Here is an 18,555-nt window from a genome sequence, read left to right as displayed (position 1 = left end):
TTAGCGTTATGCTATAGTAACGCCCCTTTTTTAACCGGATGCTTATTTATTCGCCATGCAGCCTGAAACCCAGTCCTCCGCTTTACCTGCTTATCGCTTCTCCATCGCGCCTATGCTCGACTGGACGGACAGACATTGCCGCTATTTCCTGCGTTTGCTGTCTCGCCAGACGCTGCTCTACACCGAAATGGTGACCACGGGCGCGATTATTCACGGTAAGGGTGACTATCTGGCTTACAGCGAAGAAGAGCATCCGGTCGCTCTACAGCTTGGTGGAAGCGATCCGGCTCAGCTTGCGCATTGTGCAAAGCTGGCGGAAGCGCGTGGCTACGATGAAATTAACCTCAACGTGGGGTGCCCCTCCGATCGTGTGCAAAATGGTATGTTTGGCGCCTGTTTGATGGGCAATGCGCAACTGGTCGCCGATTGTGTTAAAGCCATGCGTGATGTCGTCTCGATTCCGGTAACGGTAAAAACCCGCATTGGTATTGACGATCAGGACAGCTATGCGTTTCTGTGTGATTTCATCAATACGGTTTCCGGTCAGGGCGAATGCGAGATGTTTATTATCCATGCGCGCAAAGCCTGGCTTTCTGGCTTAAGCCCGAAAGAAAATCGTGAGATCCCGCCGCTGGATTACCCGCGCGTCTATCAGCTAAAGCGGGATTTTCCGCACCTGACCATGTCCATTAACGGCGGCATCAAATCGCTGGAAGAGGCGAAGGAGCACCTGCGCCATATGGATGGCGTCATGGTTGGCCGCGAAGCTTATCAGAATCCGGGTATACTGGCCGCGGTGGATCGGGAGATCTTTGGCGCCGATACCACCGATGCCGACCCGGTTGCGGTGGTTCGCGCGATGTATCCCTATATTGAGCGTGAATTGAGCCAGGGAGCGTATCTGGGGCATATCACTCGCCATATGCTGGGGTTGTTCCAGGGCATCCCCGGCGCGCGGCAGTGGCGTCGCTATCTGAGCGAAAACGCCCATAAAGCTGGCGCGGATGTTGCTGTACTGGAGCAGGCGCTAAAACTGGTGGCAGACAAGCATTAAAAGTTCGCCAAAAATTAGTCAATCTCACCACGCTCTGTGCAGTCTTGCAGGGCGTTTTCTTTATATATCAAAAACATAAATATTGGCATGATTTTTGTAATAGCTTACCTGACCAAACCCGGTAAGCGCCGTGCCGCCGGGCAATGCCATCTTTATGGGGAGCGACTATGCTGGAACTACTTTTTGTGCTTGGCTTTTTTCTGATGTTAATGGTGACGGGCGTCTCCTTGCTGGGCATTCTGGCCGCGCTGGTTGTAGCGACTGCCGTCATGTTCCTGGGCGGAATGTTCGCCCTGATGATCAAGCTGTTACCGTGGCTACTGCTGGCGGTGGCTGTGGTGTGGGTGATCAAAGCAGTAAAAACGCCAAAAATCCCACAGTATCAGCGCAATAACCGTCGGTTTTACTAAGGTATTGAGCGGTTCGTCACAACCTGGAACTTTGCCGTCACAAGCAAATTGGAATCGATTATTAAATCTGTCATGATTGCGCAGGTAACGAATTCATCGCGCTGTACCCTACATACAGCCGAACAAAAAAAGAAAGGGCTTCCCGGGTGGAAGCCCAATTTCTTTGCAGAGCTATTACGGAATCAGCAGGCTTGAGCCCTGTGTGGCCCGGCTTTCCAGCACTTCATGCGCGCGACGGGCATCTTTTAACGCATAGCGTTGATTTTCAGCCACATCGACTTTAATCACGCCGCTGGCGATCAATGAGAACAATTCATTGCTGGCTTCGGTCAGTTCTTCACGCGTCGTAATATACCCCTGTAGTGAAGGTCGCGTGGCATACAGGGAACCTTTCTGATTCAGAATACCTAAATTCACGCCGGTGACGGGGCCGGACGCATTGCCGAAACTGACCATCAGTCCCCGACGTTGCAGGCAGTCCAGTGAGGCCTCCCAGGTATCTTTCCCCACGGAGTCATAGACCACGCGGACTTTTTTGCCGCCGGTGATCTCTTTTACCCGTTCGACAATGCTCTCTTCACGATAATTAATCACCTGCCAGGCGCCGGCGTCCAGCGCCCGCTGCGCTTTTTGCGCGCTACCGACGGTACCGATAAGCTTCGCGCCCAGCGCTTTCGCCCATTGGCAGGCGATCAGACCGACGCCGCCCGCAGCGGCATGAAACAGGAAGGGTTCGTCGGGTTTCACTTCATAGGTTTTGCGCAACAAGTAAAAAACGGTCAACCCCTTGAGAAAAGAGGCTGCCGCCTGTTCGAAGGAAATGGCGTCAGGTAAAATCGCGGCTTTATCTGCGGGGACGTTATGGACAGAACTGTAAGCGCCGAGCGTTGACTGCGCGTAGACGACGCGATCGCCCACGCGAATGTGCTCCACGCCGTTGCCGACTTTACTGACCACACCCGCAGCTTCGGTTCCCAGGCCCGCAGGCAACGATGGGGGCGGATAGAGTCCGCTACGGATATAGGTGTCGATGAAGTTGATACCAATGGCTTTGTTCTCAACCTGGATTTCGTGTTCCGCCGGTTCCGTTGGCGTAAACTCCACGGTCTGAAGCACTTCCGGACCACCATGCTTGTGAAATTCAATACGCGTTGCCATGCTTCCTCCAAAAGAAATGTGGTAATCTTTCGACCCAATCACTATCTCGGTAACTCCATTCACTATGGCAGGAAATAAACCCTTCAACAAACCACAGACTGATGCCCGCGACCGCGATCCGCAGGTTGCCGGGATAAAAGTGCCGCCGCACTCGATTGAAGCGGAACAGTCGGTGTTGGGCGGTTTAATGCTGGATAACGAGCGCTGGGACGATGTGGCCGAGCGCGTGGTGGCGGAAGATTTCTATACCCGCCCGCATCGCCATATCTTTACGGAGATGGGGCGCTTGCAGGAAAGCGGCAGTCCTATCGACCTGATTACGCTCGCGGAATCGCTGGAGCGGCAGGGCCAACTGGACAGCGTCGGCGGCTTCGCCTATCTGGCGGAGTTGTCTAAAAATACGCCAAGCGCGGCGAACATCAGTGCTTATGCGGACATTGTGCGCGAACGCGCCGTGGTCCGCGATATGATCGCGGTGGCGCATGAAATTGCGGATGCCGGTTACGATCCACAGGGGCGCAATAGCGACGAACTGCTGGATCTGGCGGAGTCGCGCGTCTTCCAGATCGCGGAAAACCGGGCCAACAAAGACGAAGGTCCGAAAAGCATCGACCAGATCCTCGACGCTACCGTGGCGCGTATTGAGCAGTTGTTCCAGCAACCGCACGATGGCGTTACAGGCGTGGATACCGGCTATCAGGATCTCAATAAAAAGACGGCAGGGTTACAGCGTTCGGATTTGATTATCGTTGCGGCGCGCCCCTCCATGGGTAAAACCACTTTTGCGATGAACCTCTGCGAAAATGCGGCGATGTTGCAGGATAAACCGGTACTGATCTTCAGCCTGGAGATGCCCGGCGAACAGATCATGATGCGTATGCTGGCCTCGCTGTCCCGCGTCGATCAGACACGTATTCGTACCGGTCAACTTGATGATGAAGACTGGGCGCGAATCTCCGGCACGATGGGCATTCTGCTGGAGAAACGCAATATGTATATTGACGACTCCTCAGGTCTTACGCCGACAGAAGTCCGTTCGCGCGCGCGGCGTATTTTCCGCGAACATGGCGGGTTAAGTCTGATTATGATCGACTACCTGCAATTGATGCGTGTGCCGTCGCTTTCTGATAACCGTACTCTGGAAATCGCCGAAATTTCTCGCTCGTTGAAAGCGCTGGCGAAGGAACTCCAGGTGCCGGTCGTGGCGCTATCGCAGCTTAACCGCTCCCTGGAACAACGCGCGGATAAACGTCCGGTGAACTCCGACCTGCGTGAATCCGGCTCTATTGAACAGGATGCCGACTTAATTATGTTTATCTACCGTGATGAGGTTTATCACGAGAACAGCGACTTAAAAGGCATTGCTGAAATTATTATTGGTAAGCAGCGTAACGGTCCTATCGGTACGGTTCGTCTGACGTTCAATGGTCAGTGGTCGCGCTTCGATAACTATGCGGGACCGCAATACGATGATGAATAACTCTCCGTCATTCTTTTAACAAGGAATTCAAATGCAAGCGGCAACAGTCGTCATTAACCGCCGCGCTCTGCGACACAACCTGCAACGTCTGCGTGAACTGGCGCCTGCCAGTAAGCTGGTTGCGGTGGTGAAAGCGAACGCTTATGGACACGGTCTTCTGGAGACCGCGCGAACGCTCCCTGATGCTGACGCTTTTGGCGTGGCGCGTCTTGAAGAGGCTCTACGTCTGCGAGCGGGCGGGATCACGCAGCCTATCCTGCTGCTGGAGGGTTTTTTCGACGCCGCCGATTTGCCTACCATTTCCGCGCAATGTCTGCATACCGCCGTACATAATCAGGAGCAGCTTGCCGCCCTGGAGGCGGTGGAGCTGGCGGAGCCGGTAACGGTCTGGATGAAGCTGGATACCGGTATGCATCGTCTCGGCGTGCGTCCCGAAGAGGCGGAGGCGTTCTACCAGCGTCTGACGCACTGTAAAAATGTACGCCAGCCGGTGAATATCGTCAGCCATTTTGCCCGTGCGGATGAGCCGGAATGCGGCGCTACCGAACATCAGCTCGACATTTTTAATGCCTTCTGTCAGGGTAAACCCGGGCAGCGCTCTATTGCCGCGTCTGGCGGTATTCTGCTGTGGCCGCAGTCTCACTTTGACTGGGCGCGTCCGGGCATCATTTTGTATGGCGTATCGCCGCTGGAGCACAAACCCTGGGGGCCGGATTTTGGTTTTCAGCCGGTGATGTCCTTAACCTCCAGTTTGATCGCGGTGCGTGACCACAAAGCGGGCGAACCGGTGGGCTACGGCGGGACATGGGTGAGTGAGCGCGACACGCGCCTGGGCGTGGTGGCGATGGGGTATGGCGATGGCTACCCACGAGCGGCGCCTTCCGGTACGCCAGTACTGGTCAATGGTCGTGAAGTCCCGATTGTCGGGCGGGTGGCGATGGATATGATTTGCGTAGATTTGGGGCCAAACGCGCAGGATAACGCGGGCGATCCGGTGGTTTTATGGGGTGAAGGTCTGCCGGTTGAACGTATCGCTGAAATAACAAAAGTAAGTGCTTACGAACTTATCACGCGCCTGACCTCAAGGGTGGCGATGAAGTATATTGATTAAATACGCGGCGGGCCGGGTGGCGCTTGCGCTTATCCGGCTTGTATCGCGCATTGGCTGTAGGCCGGATAAGACGTTCACGCCGCTATCCGGTAATATGCGCATCCACCACAACATCCTCTCGATCTTCTCGTCCTTCCGGTTTATTGTGTTATTTCCTGCCATCTGTAAACCTGGAGAACCATCGCGTGTTTCAAAAAGTTGACGCCTATGCCGGCGATCCGATTCTTTCACTGATGGAGCGTTTTAAAGACGACTCCCGTCACGACAAAGTAAATCTGAGCATTGGCCTGTATTACAACGAAGACGGGATTATCCCACAGCTTAAAACGGTGGCCGAAGCCGAAGCCCGGCTTAACGCGCAGCCGCATGGCGCTTCGCTGTACCTGCCGATGGAAGGACTCAATACTTATCGCCATACTATCGCGCCTTTGCTCTTTGGCGCCGATCACCCGGTTCTTCAGCAACAGCGCGTGGCTACTATCCAGACATTAGGCGGTTCCGGCGCGCTGAAAGTGGGCGCGGATTTCCTGAAGCGTTATTTCCCCGACGCAGGCGTATGGGTGAGCGACCCCACCTGGGAAAACCATATTGCGATATTTGCCGGGGCAGGATTCGAAGTGAGTACTTACCCCTGGTATGACGACGCGACTAACGGCATCCGTTTTAACGATCTGCTGGCCACGCTGAATACGTTACCTGCGCGCAGTATCGTGCTGCTGCACCCCTGTTGTCACAACCCGACCGGGGCGGATTTAACGCCTTCGCAATGGGATGCGGTGATTGAAATAGTGAAAGCGCGCGATCTGATTCCGTTCCTTGATATTGCCTATCAGGGGTTTGGCGCAGGCATGGACGAGGATGCTTACGCTATTCGCGCCATTGCCAGCGCCGGGTTACCTGCGTTAGTCAGTAATTCTTTTTCGAAGATTTTCTCGCTGTACGGCGAGCGCGTCGGCGGCCTGTCCGTGGTGTGTGAAGATGCTGAAATTGCCGCGCGGGTTCTGGGACAGCTAAAAGCGACGGTGCGCCGAATTTACTCCAGTCCGCCGTGTTTCGGCGCTCAGGTGGTCGCTACGGTCCTGGGCGATGAGGCGTTAAAAGCGGGCTGGCTGGCGGAAGTCGACGCGATGCGTAACCGCATTATATCGATGCGCCAGACGCTGGTGAAGGAGCTGAAGGCGGAGATGCCTGACCGCAACTTTGATTACTTGTTACAGCAGCGCGGTATGTTCAGCTATACCGGGTTAAGCGAGGAGCAGGTCGAGCGGTTGCGCGATGAGTTTGGTGTTTACCTGATTGCCAGTGGCCGCATGTGTGTCGCCGGGCTTAATGCTTCAAATGTACACCGCGTGGCGAAGGCATTTGCCGCTGTCATGTAATATTCAGGCCGGACGGCGATAACAGTGCCCTCCGGTCTGACAATAGCTGTTGTGATCATCCTCTTTTTTCGTAACAAAACCGCAGATAATCCTTCCTTTTGACCGTTACTGGCGTTATGGTCAGATAGTTTTTTGAGCAAAGACTCATCTTAATAATTATAATATTTTGAATTTTAAGGGAAAAGCATGAAAAAAATAACCCTGGCGCTGAGTGCCGTCTGTTTGTTGTTTACGCTAAACCATTCCGCGAATGCGTTAGTATCTTCCCCTTCGACGCTCAATCCGGGCACTAACGTTGCAAAACTCGCGGAACAAGCGCCTGTCCATTGGGTCTCTGTCGCCCAGATTGAAAACAGCCTCACCGGACGCCCGCCGATGGCGATCGGCTTTGATATTGACGACACCGTGTTATTTTCCAGCCCCGGATTCTGGCGCGGAAAGAAAACCTACTCCCCGGACAGCGACGATTATCTGAAAAATCCGGCCTTTTGGGAAAAAATGAACAACGGCTGGGATGAGTTCAGTATTCCAAAAGAAGTGGCCCGACAGCTCATTGATATGCATGTTCGCCGTGGCGACAGTATTTACTTTGTCACTGGTCGTAGTCAGACGAAAACGGAAACCGTGTCGAAAACGCTGGCGGATAACTTCCATATTCCGGCGGCGAATATGAATCCGGTGATTTTCGCCGGCGATAAACCGGAACAAAATACGAAAGTACAGTGGCTGCAGGAGAAGAACATGCGTATCTTCTACGGCGATTCGGATAACGATATTACCGCGGCTCGTGATTGTGGTATCCGCGGTATTCGCATCCTGCGCGCGGCTAACTCCACCTACAAACCGCTGCCGCAGGCAGGAGCGTTTGGCGAGGAAGTCATTGTCAACTCGGAGTACTAAAAATCAGGAGAGCGTCAGGCTCTCCTTTTTTGCATGATTTTTGCACAAACTTGCCCCGCTGGCTTTTACCTTTTCCAGACTTGCTGCACACTATTCAGGAGACGTTTGTTTTTAGGAAGGAGCAGCCTATGTGGTATCAGCGCACCATTACACTGAGCGAGAAGCCGCGCGGGTTTCATCTGATAACAGATGAAATTATCGATAAATTGTCTGGCTTACCGCCTGTCGAAACGGGTTTGCTGCATCTGTTGTTGCTACATACCTCGGCCTCGCTGACGCTAAACGAAAACTGCGATCCCACCGTGCGCGCTGATATGGAGCGCCATTTCCTGAAAACCGTTCCCGATAATGCGGCGTATGAACATGATTACGAAGGCGCGGATGACATGCCTTCGCATATTAAGTCGTCAGTATTGGGCGTCTCGTTGCTGCTGCCTGTACGCCAGGGGCGTTTACAGTTAGGAACATGGCAAGGTATCTGGTTGGGAGAGCACCGTATTCACGGCGGTCCACGTAAAATCATCGCGACACTACAAGGGGAATGATAATGACCATTTCGGAATTACTGCAATACTGCATGGCAAAACCTGGCGCAGAGCAGAGCGTCCACAGCGACTGGAAAGCGACGCAAATTAAAGTGGAAGATGTACTTTTCGCGATGGTAAAAGAAGTTGAAGGACGCCCGGCAGCCTCTCTCAAAACCAGCCCGGAACTGGCAGAGTTGTTACGTCAGCAGCACAGCGATGTACGACCGAGTCGGCACCTTAATAAAGCGCACTGGAGCACGGTCTATCTGGACGGATCGCTGCCGGATTCACAACTCTATTATCTGGTCGATGCCTCTTATCAACAGGCGGTAAATGCGCTGCCGGAAGATAAACGCAAGCAGTTGCCGCAGTCCTGATTATAGCGCGCCGACCAACAACGCCAGGGCGATATCAATGAGGCGGATGACCGTAGACCGGATACGGCTGCCGAGGGCGATTTGCGCATTATTGGCGCGTAGCCTGGCGAGGTCCCGCTGTCCTTCCAGCAGAATAATCATATCGTCGTCGTCCAGCCAGCCGCGAGCATGTTCCTGAAGCGCGCGGGCGATAAACGCGGCGGACTCGCGGATAGCGTCGTCGCTGTCTTCTCTTGCCTGCTTATACGTCTGGATAAACTCGGCCATCGCCGAGGACGCTACAGGGTGTTCGGCCTGGGCGGTGGTTATCAGGTAATGTATTTCGTTAATAGACGCCATTTTCATCTCCCTGAGTGCAGCGAGCGCCCCAATGCAGACACTCACCCTGTATGGCTAATTTCCAGACCTGATTATTTTGCTGTTGGTATCTCTCTGCCTGGATGTGAGTAAGTGGTTGCTTATGTCGCATAACCCGCGCATAAAGACGCAAATAGTGATTTTTCAGCAGCGCCAGATTATCGAGTCGGTGTTTATCCCCACCTTGACGGGCGACCCGCTCAGCCTGAAAAAATGTCTGGCGGATATCGCGGTCATCCTTGAGCAGTGTCTCTTTTTGCCACGGTATTCGCGCCGCGTCCTGCAGGAAGCGGGTTGAGCGCGTTTGTAATAGCGTCAGTTGTTGAAAAGCCACGGCGCTAAAGCGGTCAGGCAGCGTACAGGCGGCTAAAAACAGGCACAGCAGTAGTGTGATTGCGTAGGGCAACTTCATGGTGTTTTCCATAACAGACCGTTTGCGCTATCACATGTCAGAGCGAGGCGGCACGCAAATCACAAATGCTCAACACGGATACAATGAGGTGGGATGAGGAAAAATGATGCCGCTTCCCGGCGAATCGGAAAGCGGCGTGAAGGTTATTTGAGCATAGGTTTAAGGAAGCGGGCAGTATGCGACGCCTCGCACTCCGCCACGGTTTCCGGCGTACCGGCGACGAGAATTTCGCCGCCGCCGCTGCCGCCTTCCGGGCCGAGGTCGACAATCCAGTCCGCCGTTTTAATGACGTCCAGGTTGTGTTCGATCACCACGATGGTGTTGCCCTGATCGCGCAACTGATGCAGAACGTCAAGCAACTGCTGAATATCGGCAAAGTGCAGGCCGGTGGTTGGCTCGTCGAGAATATACAGCGTCTGCCCGGTGCCGCGCTTCGACAGTTCGCGCGCCAGCTTCACGCGCTGGGCCTCGCCGCCGGAAAGCGTTGTCGCCGACTGACCAAGACGGATATAGGTCAGCCCCACGTCCATCAGCGTCTGCAGCTTACGCGCCAGCGCCGGAACCGCATCAAAGAACTCACGCGCTTCTTCAATGGTCATATCCAGTACTTCGTGGATGGTCTTGCCTTTGTACTTAATCTCCAGCGTTTCCCGGTTATAGCGCTTGCCTTTGCACTGGTCGCACGGCACGTAAATATCCGGCAGAAAGTGCATTTCGACTTTAATGACGCCATCGCCCTGGCACGCTTCGCAGCGACCGCCGCGCACGTTGAAGCTGAATCGCCCTGGCGTGTAGCCGCGCGAGCGAGACTCCGGCACGCCAGCAAAAAGCTCGCGAACCGGGGTAAAGACGCCCGTATAGGTCGCCGGGTTGGAACGCGGGGTGCGCCCGATCGGGCTCTGGTCGATATCGATCACTTTATCGAAATGTTCCAGCCCCTGAATATCCCGATACGGCGCCGGTTCGGCGATAGTCGCCCCGTTTAACTGACGCTGGGCGATGGGGAACAGCGTGTCGTTAATCAGCGTCGATTTACCGGAGCCCGAGACGCCGGTGATACAGGTAAACAGCCCTACCGGTAGCGTAAGGGTCACATCTTTCAGGTTGTTGCCGCGTGCGCCGGTGAGTTTGAGCACTTTTTCTGGATTTGCCGGCACGCGTTGTTTCGGCACTTCAATTTTGCGTTTACCGCTCATGTACTGGCCGGTCAGCGATTCCGGTACCGCCATAATGGCTTCCAGCGGGCCTTCCGCCACCACCTCGCCGCCGTGAACGCCCGCGCCGGGGCCAATATCAATCACATGGTCGGCGGCGCGGATGGCGTCTTCATCGTGTTCCACCACAATCACGGTATTGCCAAGATTGCGCAGATGAATCAGCGTACCCAGCAGCCGTTCGTTATCGCGCTGGTGCAGACCGATGGACGGCTCATCCAGCACATACATCACGCCGACTAACCCGGCGCCTATCTGGCTCGCCAGACGAATACGCTGGGCTTCGCCGCCGGAAAGCGTCTCTGCCGAGCGGGAGAGCGTGAGATAGTTCAGGCCGACGTTCACCAGAAACTTGAGGCGATCGCCGATCTCTTTTAGCACTTTTTCGGCGATTTTCGCTCGTTGCCCGGAAAGCTTGAGATTAGTGAAAAAATCCATCGCATGGCCAATGCTCATATCGGAAATAGCAGGCAGCGGCGTATTTTCCACAAATACATGGCGCGCTTCGCGATTCAGTCGCGTGCCTTCACAGCTGGCGCAGGGGCGATTACTGATGAACTTCGCCAGCTCTTCGCGCACCGCGCTGGATTCCGTCTCTTTATAACGGCGCTCCATATTATGCAGCACGCCTTCGAACGGATGGCGGCGCACGGAGGTATCGCCGCGATCGTTCATATATTTAAATTCAATGTTCTCTTTGCCGGAACCGTACAGCACGACTTTATGTACGTTGGCGCTGAGGCTTGCCCACGGCGCATCCACGTCGAACTTATAGTGTTCCGCCAGCGACTTGAGCATTTGAAAGTAGTAAAAATTGCGACGATCCCAACCACGAATCGCGCCGCCTGCCAGCGACAGGTCGGGATTCTGGATCACGCGGTCCGGATCGAAATATTGCTGAACGCCGAGCCCGTCACAGGTCGGGCAGGCGCCTGCCGGGTTGTTGAACGAGAACAGACGCGGTTCCAGTTCGCGCATACTGTAGCCGCAAATCGGACAGGCAAAATTGGCGGAGAACAGAAGCTCCTCCGCTTTCTCATCGTCCATATCGGCAACAACCGCCGTGCCGCCGGATAATTCCAGCGCCGTTTCGAACGACTCCGCCAGGCGTTGGGAAAGATCGTTACGAACTTTGAAGCGATCGATCACCACCTCAATGGTATGTTTCTTTTGCAGCTCCAGCTTCGGCGGATCGGAGAGATCGCAGACTTCGCCGTCAATACGGGCGCGAATGTAACCCTGGCTTGCCAGATTTTCCAGCGTTTTGGTGTGTTCGCCTTTACGCTCTTTAATAATCGGCGCGAGCAGCATCAGACGTTTGCCTTCCGGCTGTGACAGCACGTTATCGACCATCTGGCTAACGGTTTGCGCCGCCAGCGGCACGTCATGATCCGGACAACGCGGCTCGCCCACGCGGGCAAACAGCAGGCGCAGGTAGTCGTGGATCTCGGTAATAGTACCCACCGTAGAGCGCGGGTTGTGCGATGTCGATTTCTGTTCAATTGAGATCGCGGGCGATAGCCCTTCAATATGGTCGACATCCGGTTTTTCCATGAGCGACAAAAACTGCCGCGCGTAAGCGGAGAGCGACTCAACGTAACGACGCTGCCCTTCGGCATACAGAGTGTCGAAAGCCAGTGAGGATTTGCCTGAACCCGAAAGCCCGGTCACGACAATCAGTTTGTCGCGGGGGATGACGAGGTTAATATTTTTGAGATTATGGGTGCGGGCGCCCCGAACTTCGATCTTATCCATTCACCTTTCCCGGTAGAGACTCGGATGCCTGGTTTGTTTGAAGGACAAACGGCAGAAACGGCTAATTATGACACAATTTAACCTGTTTGAATATACAGTATTGGAATGCATCTTCAGCTAAAGTATGCAACAATATGAGGTTCGCGCGAGTGACCTGGAACCTGCATCGCAGCTATTAAAATGCTACGTGGAAATGGTACACTCACGCGTTTACACTATTTATGAAACGTATTCAGGAGACTCAATTATGGCCAGCAGAGGCGTAAACAAGGTGATTCTCGTTGGTAATCTGGGCCAGGACCCGGAAGTACGCTATATGCCGAGTGGCGGCGCTGTCGCCAACTTAACGCTGGCTACTTCTGAATCCTGGCGCGATAAGCAGACCGGCGAAATGAAAGAGCAGACTGAATGGCACCGGGTGGTGATGTTCGGCAAACTGGCGGAAGTGGCCGGCGAATATCTGCGTAAAGGTTCTCAGGTGTATATCGAAGGTCAATTGCGTACCCGCAAGTGGACCGATCAGAGTGGCCAGGAACGCTATACGACTGAAATTAACGTTCCGCAGATCGGCGGCGTGATGCAGATGCTGGGTGGTCGCCAGGGCGGCGGCGCACCGGCAGGCGGTCAGCAGCAGGGGGGTTGGGGTCAGCCGCAACAACCTCAGCAGCCGCAGGGCGGCAACCAGTTCAGCGGCGGCGCGCAGTCGCGTCCACAGCAATCCGCGCCAGCGCCGTCTAACGAACCGCCAATGGATTTTGACGACGACATTCCGTTCTGATTTTTGGTAAAAAAGTCAAAGCGTTATTTGCATTTTCGCTATAGCTCTCGTCTGCTGAAATGCCTGGTGTAAACCAGGCATTTTCTTACCTGGTATTATTGTCTTTGTATCCCTTTCAAAAAAGAGAAGCGCATATCTTACGGAAAAATGTCGCTTATCGCCTCTGGCCGACTCGCCTCGGCACATCATTATCCAGCCGAAGTTCATAAATGTACTGCAATAACCCGGATTGTCTTAAATATGAAAGAGAAATCTCATCTGCAAAATATATAATTTATAGCCATTTTTTGACAACAAAAAGATATTATAAAATAACGGTAGAGAATGGTCGGTATTATCAATAGTTAATTAAATGTTTGCTTTAGCTTGTGATGAGCTCAAATATGATATGTGCATCTTGCTTTATTTTTAATTGCTGAAGATAAAGTTGTTACTTATAGCTGGCTTTATATAAAAAATGGTTTTATTTGTGTGTGTTTTTACGTAATTCTGATTTTTTACTCCCCACTTATTATATTTTTAATGATTTAAGTTATATTGAAGTCCCTATGACCCTATGTTTTAATTGTGAAAATTAATTTTATCCTCTGGAGGCAAATTTATTAAATACGTATGGTTATAACGCGTATTAAAAAGAAATATGTCCTTAAAATGATTTAGAGTTTCAATGATTAGCTAACAAATCTATTTATCGGCGGGTGGTTTTAATTTGCTGATGACTATTTTTTATTTATGAGTTGAGAGCTTATGCGATACCTATTATTGGGGAAGATATAGTTAGTGCAATAATTGATGTCTACCTAATTAAAAAATGAAGAGTGTTTTTAATTAAAGCACTCATCTTTGTTGTGGGCGCATAAAAATGGCGTCGTTGTTTTTATTTTTCTGATTACGAGATGTAAGAAAACTGAAATCTATAAAGCGTATTGGTAGCAGGAAGCCAAGGGCGGTAGCGTTCACTTTCTGAATAAGTTGAGCATCCTTTATCCTTTCTAATCTACAAAAACATTTTATTCACAATGTAATATCAGGAGACAACATGGAAGACGAAAGTAATCCGTGGCCTAGTTTTGTTGATACATTCTCTACGGTATTGTGCATTTTTATATTTCTTATGTTGGTGTTTGCACTTAATAATATGATTATTATGTATGACAACTCAATTAAAGTTTATAAAGCAAATATAGAGAGTAAGACTAAATCTACTGCTCAAAATAGCGTAGCCAATGACAATTCAAATCCTAATGAAATAGTTAATAAGGAAGTGAATACTCAAGATATGTCGGACGGAATGACTACAATGTCAGGTAAGGAGGTTGGAGTATACGATATCGCCGATGGTCAGAAAACTGATATAACGTCTACAAAAAATGAGCTTGTTATTACGTATCATGGCAGGCTGAGAAGCTTTTCAGAAGAGGATACTCATAAAATAGAGGCTTGGTTAGAAGACAAAACTAATAGTAATTTATTGATAGAAATGGTTATTCCTCAGGCAGACATCTCTTTCTCTGACTCTCTACGACTGGGATATGAACGGGGAATTATTTTGATGAAAGAGATCAAGAAAATATATCCTGATGTAGTTATTGACATGAGTGTTAACTCCGCAGCATCAAGTACAACGAGTAAAGCTATTATCACGACTATTAATAAAAAGGTGTCAGAGTGAAATATATAAATCATTACCGCTATTTGTTTGTCTGTTTTTTCCTTGCCATACTCCCTTTTTTCGCTTTATCTTTTCCCGGTATAAGAGAGTATGTTTTTGATAACTTCATGGTTTCTGCAATTTACAATGGAGTCATTATTGCCATTTATATTACAGGTTCTTTGTGTGCATTATTCACTATTCTTAAAAATATTTCAGCAAAAGACATATTAATAGCTCAGGACGCCAGTAGAAAAAATAGCATTCTTTCTAACCTCAATCAGGTTTTGTTTGCCGGGGAGCCCAAACAGTGTGATTTCAATTTACTGATGGAATTAGATGACAATGTGTCTACCGCCCGTAACCAACGATTGTCATTTATTATGAGCTGTAGCAATGTGTCGACGCTTGTTGGCCTGTTGGGGACGTTTGCGGGTCTGTCTATTACGATTGGTTCAATCGGGAACTTATTGAGCTCGCCATCAGATGTTGGCGGTGATAATGCAAGTAATACACTCAATATGATCGTGACAATGGTAGCGTCGCTTTCTGAACCATTGAAAGGGATGAATACCGCATTTGTATCTTCTATCTATGGTGTCGTTTGCGCCATACTCCTGACCTCACAAAGTGTTTTTGTTCGCAGCTCCTATTCCCTTGTTTCTACGGAAATCAAAAAATTAAAAATCATAAGTAACAGATCCAATAATAAACAACGAAGCCTGCGGGTTGAATCAGAGACGCTTGTAGAATTTAAAGAGTTGTTTAAAGCGTTTTTTGATAACTACCTGACAGTTGAAAACTTACGGACGCAGGATGAAGAAAAGAAACGAGTGATGCTATCAGATAGCTTTGTCACTTTGCAAAACCGGCTATTGGATAACTCAGCAAAACTAGAGCAACTTTCTACGCTGATTGATGGTTATCTGGTAAGCAGTAACGAAAATCTCAAAAAATTATCTGACGGTGTAATAACAATTACCTCTCGTTTATCTGAAGGTAATATCCTGCTTGCTGATAATAATGCACGACTGGAGGCAATGAGTACAATACAAAATATTATAGATAAAAAGAATGATTCAATAATGACATCAGTTGATAAATGTTATCAGGAATCTCTTTCACATGGTAAGACCATAAACGATATTGCCGCTGGCAGTGCCGATATTTCTCATACTCTCGATGGGCTGAGAAAAGAAATGGATGAGGATATGAACAATGTTCATTTAGCGCTATCCGATCTATCGGCTACTGATAAAAAGATTATTGCCAATACTAAAGAGATTAGTGCTGAAATGGTTAGCTACCGTGATACCTATATGCCATTAATGGAAAAAATAACATCTATGCATCAGGAAATAGTAAAGCAACGTTTGTTAAACAAGGAGGAAAAAAATGAAGATTAAGATGTTTTTTCTGACGACTGCTTTTATTACACAAAGCACATACGCCAGCGAGCTTCCGGTCATTCCTCTAAGAGATTTAGTTAATGCCGCATTAACTCATCAGCCCTCTGTTGCTGTTTCATATTATGAGACTGAAAAGAAAAACAGTGACTTAGATCTTTCACGGGCAGCACTTTATCCTACCCTGGATCTAACATCTGGCCTTAATAATAACAGAAAGGAGTCGTCAGGTACCGAGAGAAACGTTGAAAATAAGGTGTCCTTATCATACCGAATAACGGATTTTGGAGTGAGGGGGGCTAATATCAGGAAATCTGAATATGAAAGAGATAATAGTAAAACTGACTATGAAAAAACAAAGAATATAGTGTCTCAGGAGGTTGTGACAACCTATTATAACATCAGTAAATATCGTGAAATGATTGATGGCGTAAATCTGGAGAAAGAGTTTTATAAAAAGATGCTGGAAACTTTTTCGCTGCTGGTATCTTCCGGTGTAGCTATGCAATCTGATATGCGTAAAGTACAAGTATCTATCGATGCATTAAATACCAGAAGCATTATGTATCAGTCGATGTTGGATGATGAAATGTATAAAATGCAGAATATGACTGGTCTGAATTTATCACCAGTTCAGATTCAAAGCGATGAAAAATTCAACCTCTTCAAAAAATATATCTTTGTCGAAAGCCCTGAAAAACTTATGGACATGGTGATGAAATACAACGATGACTATAAGATGCTTGTCAATACCCGAAAAGCCGCGACCGAAGATATTAATGCCGCAAAATCATCCTATTTTCCGACTGTAGATCTCGTTTCCAGCTATGTACAGAATAACCCGAGCGGTAGTGCCAAAAAAAGTGATTATGAAGATGAATTTAAAACGGGTATCAATGTCAGTTTCAACATTTTTAATGGGTTCAGAAATTCAGCCCAGGAAAGAAAAATGGTGGCAAGTTACTCGCAGGCTAAGCTGCAAATTGACGATTTTTTGATTAAAACGCGTTATAACATTGATTCACAACTTTCAAGATACGCCGCTGCAAAAGAGACTTACTCAGTGGCGGAACGTTCACATACAAATGCGTTACAGCTTACTGAATTATATGAGCAGGAGTTTCAGTTAGGGCAAAAAAGTTTGCTTGATTTAATTTCAAGCCGTAATGAAGCATTTCAGGCATATGTAAGCATGATCGACAGCAAATATAGCCTGTATATTTTAAAGTTACAGCAACTCTCATTGATTTTTCATTTAATGGATTATTTAAAAGGAAATACTGAAAGTGAGTTAAATGTAATGAAATGAATAGAAGACAAAGCGATCATCTCATGATGATAATTATTTCTTTGACGATCTTAATTATTATCCTTACCTACTTTATAGAAATTAATTCAGTGGTTCATGGTCAGGGCGTTATCACTACTAAAGATAATGCTCAGTTAATATCTCTTTCTAAAGGAGGGACGATACAAGATATTTATGTGGCCGAGGGTGATACTGTAAAAAAAGGAGAACTCCTTGCAAAGGTCGTTAACCTTGATCTGCAAAAAGAATATCAAAGGTATAGAACTCAAAAAGGGTATCTGGATAAAGATGTTAACGAAATATCTTTCATTCTTGATAAAGAAAATGAGAGTGGATTGATTACCCTGGATGGCACCCGTTCTTTAAGCAATAAAGAGGTAAAAGCGAATATTGAATTAGTGCATAGTCAGATAAGAGCTAAAGAGTTAAAAAAAACCTCTCTTGATTCTGAGATTAGCGGATTACAAGAGAAGCTGAGTTCGAAAGAAAAAGAACTTGCATTGCTTGCCGAAGAAATAAATATTCTTTCCCCACTGGTAAAAAAAGGAATTAGCCCATATACCAATTTTCTTAACAAGAAACAGGCGTATATAAAAGTTAAGTCTGAAATTAATGATATTGAAAGTAGCATCACTTTAAAAAAAGATGATATTGAGCTGGTTGTTAATGATATTGAGGCGCTTAATAATGAATTGCGATTATCTTTATCTAAAATAATATCTAAAAATCTTCAGGAACTTGAGGTTGTTAACTCTACATTAAAAGTAATAGAGAAGCAGATAAATGAGGAGGATATCTATTCACCGGTTGACGGTGTAATTTATAAAATCAATAAAAGTGCCACTACTCATGGTGGTGTGATTCAGGCGGCGGACTTACTTTTTGAAATAAAACCAAAAGTAAGGACTATGCTGGCCGATGTGAAAATATTACCCAAATACCGTGACCAAATATATGTAGATGAAGCCGTTAAACTGGATGTGCAGTCAATTATCCAACCAAAGATAAAATCGTATAATGCGACTATCGATAATATTAGCCCTGATTCCTATGAGGAAAATACCGGAGGAACAATTCAGCGTTATTATAAAGTAATTATTGCATTCGATGTTAATGAAGATGATTTACGGTGGTTAAAACCAGGTATGACTGTTGACGCCAGTGTAATTACCGGAAAACACAGCATTATGGAATACCTGTTGTCTCCCTTGATGAAAGGCGTGGACAAAGCCTTTTCAGAACCAGTTAATACTAAACGATTAGATACACCTTGAGAG

General features: G+C 48.7%; 17 protein-coding genes. 13 read left to right on the top strand and 4 right to left on the bottom strand.

What is annotated here, in order from left to right:
* The first annotated feature begins 55 nt into the window (after positions 1-55).
* Positions 56-1,054 carry a tRNA dihydrouridine(20/20a) synthase DusA gene (gene dusA / locus ACLJQJ_RS20500; protein WP_039589974.1) on the top strand — a complete coding sequence of 333 codons (999 nt, stop codon included), beginning with the start codon at positions 56-58 and terminating at the stop codon, positions 1,052-1,054.
* Positions 1,055-1,221: 167 nt separating this feature from the next.
* Entirely contained in the window at positions 1,222-1,464 is a 243-nt protein-coding gene (gene pspG, locus ACLJQJ_RS20495; RefSeq protein WP_000891414.1) for an envelope stress response protein PspG, read from the top strand.
* Between the two features lie 174 nt (positions 1,465-1,638).
* Here pspG and ACLJQJ_RS20490 read toward each other — a convergent pair whose 3' ends face one another.
* Entirely contained in the window at positions 1,639-2,622 is a 984-nt protein-coding gene (locus tag ACLJQJ_RS20490) for a quinone oxidoreductase (RefSeq protein WP_000235555.1), read from the bottom strand.
* A gap of 64 nt (positions 2,623-2,686) precedes the next feature.
* Between ACLJQJ_RS20490 and dnaB the strand changes: the two genes are divergently transcribed.
* The 6 genes from dnaB to ACLJQJ_RS20460 all read left to right on the top strand — a co-directional run bounded on the left by dnaB (position 2,687) and on the right by ACLJQJ_RS20460 (position 8,396).
* A complete protein-coding gene (dnaB, locus tag ACLJQJ_RS20485; RefSeq protein ID WP_000918353.1) occupies positions 2,687-4,102 on the top strand; it encodes a replicative DNA helicase in 1,416 nt (471 codons plus the stop codon).
* Positions 4,103-4,133: 31 nt separating this feature from the next.
* Complete coding sequence (alr, locus tag ACLJQJ_RS20480) at positions 4,134-5,213, top strand: alanine racemase (protein ID WP_001147296.1); 1,080 nt, start codon at positions 4,134-4,136, stop codon at positions 5,211-5,213.
* Positions 5,214-5,398: 185 nt separating this feature from the next.
* Positions 5,399-6,592 carry an aromatic amino acid transaminase gene (gene tyrB / locus ACLJQJ_RS20475; protein ID WP_000486910.1) on the top strand — a complete coding sequence of 398 codons (1,194 nt, stop codon included), beginning with the start codon at positions 5,399-5,401 and terminating at the stop codon, positions 6,590-6,592.
* A gap of 186 nt (positions 6,593-6,778) precedes the next feature.
* Complete coding sequence (gene aphA, locus ACLJQJ_RS20470; RefSeq protein WP_063809685.1) at positions 6,779-7,492, top strand: acid phosphatase AphA; 714 nt, start codon at positions 6,779-6,781, stop codon at positions 7,490-7,492.
* 128 nt (positions 7,493-7,620) lie between these two features.
* The gene (locus ACLJQJ_RS20465) at positions 7,621-8,037 is read left to right on the top strand and encodes a secondary thiamine-phosphate synthase enzyme YjbQ (RefSeq protein ID WP_000270392.1); all 417 of its coding nucleotides are present in this window, start codon (positions 7,621-7,623) and stop codon (positions 8,035-8,037) included.
* Between the two features lie 2 nt (positions 8,038-8,039).
* Entirely contained in the window at positions 8,040-8,396 is a 357-nt protein-coding gene (locus ACLJQJ_RS20460) for an MmcQ/YjbR family DNA-binding protein (RefSeq protein ID WP_000155665.1), read from the top strand.
* Here ACLJQJ_RS20460 and ACLJQJ_RS20455 read toward each other — a convergent pair whose 3' ends face one another.
* The 3 genes from ACLJQJ_RS20455 to uvrA form a co-directional block, all read right to left on the bottom strand.
* A complete protein-coding gene (locus tag ACLJQJ_RS20455; RefSeq protein WP_063809684.1) occupies positions 8,397-8,735 on the bottom strand; it encodes a hypothetical protein in 339 nt (112 codons plus the stop codon). It lies immediately after the preceding gene.
* A complete protein-coding gene (locus ACLJQJ_RS20450) occupies positions 8,722-9,177 on the bottom strand; it encodes a hypothetical protein (RefSeq protein WP_074182143.1) in 456 nt (151 codons plus the stop codon). The genes ACLJQJ_RS20455 and ACLJQJ_RS20450 overlap by 14 nt, the downstream gene beginning before the upstream one ends.
* Before the next feature lie 131 nt (positions 9,178-9,308).
* Positions 9,309-12,134 carry an excinuclease ABC subunit UvrA gene (gene uvrA / locus ACLJQJ_RS20445; protein WP_000357724.1) on the bottom strand — a complete coding sequence of 942 codons (2,826 nt, stop codon included), beginning with the start codon at positions 12,132-12,134 and terminating at the stop codon, positions 9,309-9,311.
* Between the two features lie 247 nt (positions 12,135-12,381).
* Between uvrA and ssb1 the strand changes: the two genes are divergently transcribed.
* From ssb1 to siiD, 5 genes are all read left to right on the top strand, one after another.
* Complete coding sequence (gene ssb1 / locus ACLJQJ_RS20440; protein ID WP_000168322.1) at positions 12,382-12,912, top strand: single-stranded DNA-binding protein SSB1; 531 nt, start codon at positions 12,382-12,384, stop codon at positions 12,910-12,912.
* 1,039 nt (positions 12,913-13,951) lie between these two features.
* Positions 13,952-14,584 (top strand): SPI-4 type I secretion system auxiliary protein SiiA, encoded by a 633-nt coding sequence (siiA, locus tag ACLJQJ_RS20435; RefSeq protein ID WP_063809682.1) that lies wholly within the window; start codon positions 13,952-13,954, stop codon positions 14,582-14,584.
* Positions 14,581-15,969, top strand: a complete 1,389-nt coding sequence (locus ACLJQJ_RS20430; protein WP_063809681.1) for a MotA/TolQ/ExbB proton channel family protein — start codon at positions 14,581-14,583, stop codon at positions 15,967-15,969. Before siiA ends, ACLJQJ_RS20430 begins: the two co-directional genes overlap by 4 nt.
* Complete coding sequence (gene siiC / locus ACLJQJ_RS20425; RefSeq protein ID WP_001541306.1) at positions 15,959-17,278, top strand: SPI-4 type I secretion system protein SiiC; 1,320 nt, start codon at positions 15,959-15,961, stop codon at positions 17,276-17,278. Before ACLJQJ_RS20430 ends, siiC begins: the two co-directional genes overlap by 11 nt.
* Positions 17,275-18,552, top strand: a complete 1,278-nt coding sequence (gene siiD / locus ACLJQJ_RS20420; RefSeq protein WP_001081935.1) for an SPI-4 type I secretion system protein SiiD — start codon at positions 17,275-17,277, stop codon at positions 18,550-18,552. Before siiC ends, siiD begins: the two co-directional genes overlap by 4 nt.
* Positions 18,553-18,555 lie beyond the last annotated feature (3 nt).

The sequence above is a fragment of the Salmonella sp. SAL04202 genome (assembly GCF_046550775.1).
GTDB classification, from domain to species: Bacteria; Pseudomonadota; Gammaproteobacteria; order Enterobacterales; family Enterobacteriaceae; genus Salmonella; species Salmonella enterica.
Note: the sequence above shows the minus strand (reverse complement) of the source record. Positions and strands in the feature narration are given on the sequence as shown.

Excerpts from the sequence above, each read along its gene's own strand:
- dusA (WP_039589974.1), top strand. The coding sequence starts at position 56 with ATGCAGCCTGAAACCCAGTCCTCCGCTTTACCTGCTTATCGCTTCTCC.
- pspG (WP_000891414.1), top strand. The coding sequence starts at position 1,222 with ATGCTGGAACTACTTTTTGTGCTTGGCTTTTTTCTGATGTTAATGGTG.
- ACLJQJ_RS20490 (WP_000235555.1), bottom strand. The coding sequence starts at position 2,622 with ATGGCAACGCGTATTGAATTTCACAAGCATGGTGGTCCGGAAGTGCTT.
- dnaB (WP_000918353.1), top strand. The coding sequence starts at position 2,687 with ATGGCAGGAAATAAACCCTTCAACAAACCACAGACTGATGCCCGCGAC.
- alr (WP_001147296.1), top strand. The coding sequence starts at position 4,134 with ATGCAAGCGGCAACAGTCGTCATTAACCGCCGCGCTCTGCGACACAAC.
- aphA (WP_063809685.1), top strand. The coding sequence starts at position 6,779 with ATGAAAAAAATAACCCTGGCGCTGAGTGCCGTCTGTTTGTTGTTTACG.
- ACLJQJ_RS20465 (WP_000270392.1), top strand. The coding sequence starts at position 7,621 with ATGTGGTATCAGCGCACCATTACACTGAGCGAGAAGCCGCGCGGGTTT.
- ACLJQJ_RS20460 (WP_000155665.1), top strand. The coding sequence starts at position 8,040 with ATGACCATTTCGGAATTACTGCAATACTGCATGGCAAAACCTGGCGCA.
- ACLJQJ_RS20455 (WP_063809684.1), bottom strand. The coding sequence starts at position 8,735 with ATGGCGTCTATTAACGAAATACATTACCTGATAACCACCGCCCAGGCC.
- ACLJQJ_RS20450 (WP_074182143.1), bottom strand. The coding sequence starts at position 9,177 with ATGGAAAACACCATGAAGTTGCCCTACGCAATCACACTACTGCTGTGC.
- uvrA (WP_000357724.1), bottom strand. The coding sequence starts at position 12,134 with ATGGATAAGATCGAAGTTCGGGGCGCCCGCACCCATAATCTCAAAAAT.
- ssb1 (WP_000168322.1), top strand. The coding sequence starts at position 12,382 with ATGGCCAGCAGAGGCGTAAACAAGGTGATTCTCGTTGGTAATCTGGGC.
- siiA (WP_063809682.1), top strand. The coding sequence starts at position 13,952 with ATGGAAGACGAAAGTAATCCGTGGCCTAGTTTTGTTGATACATTCTCT.
- siiC (WP_001541306.1), top strand. The coding sequence starts at position 15,959 with ATGAAGATTAAGATGTTTTTTCTGACGACTGCTTTTATTACACAAAGC.
- siiD (WP_001081935.1), top strand. The coding sequence starts at position 17,275 with ATGAATAGAAGACAAAGCGATCATCTCATGATGATAATTATTTCTTTG.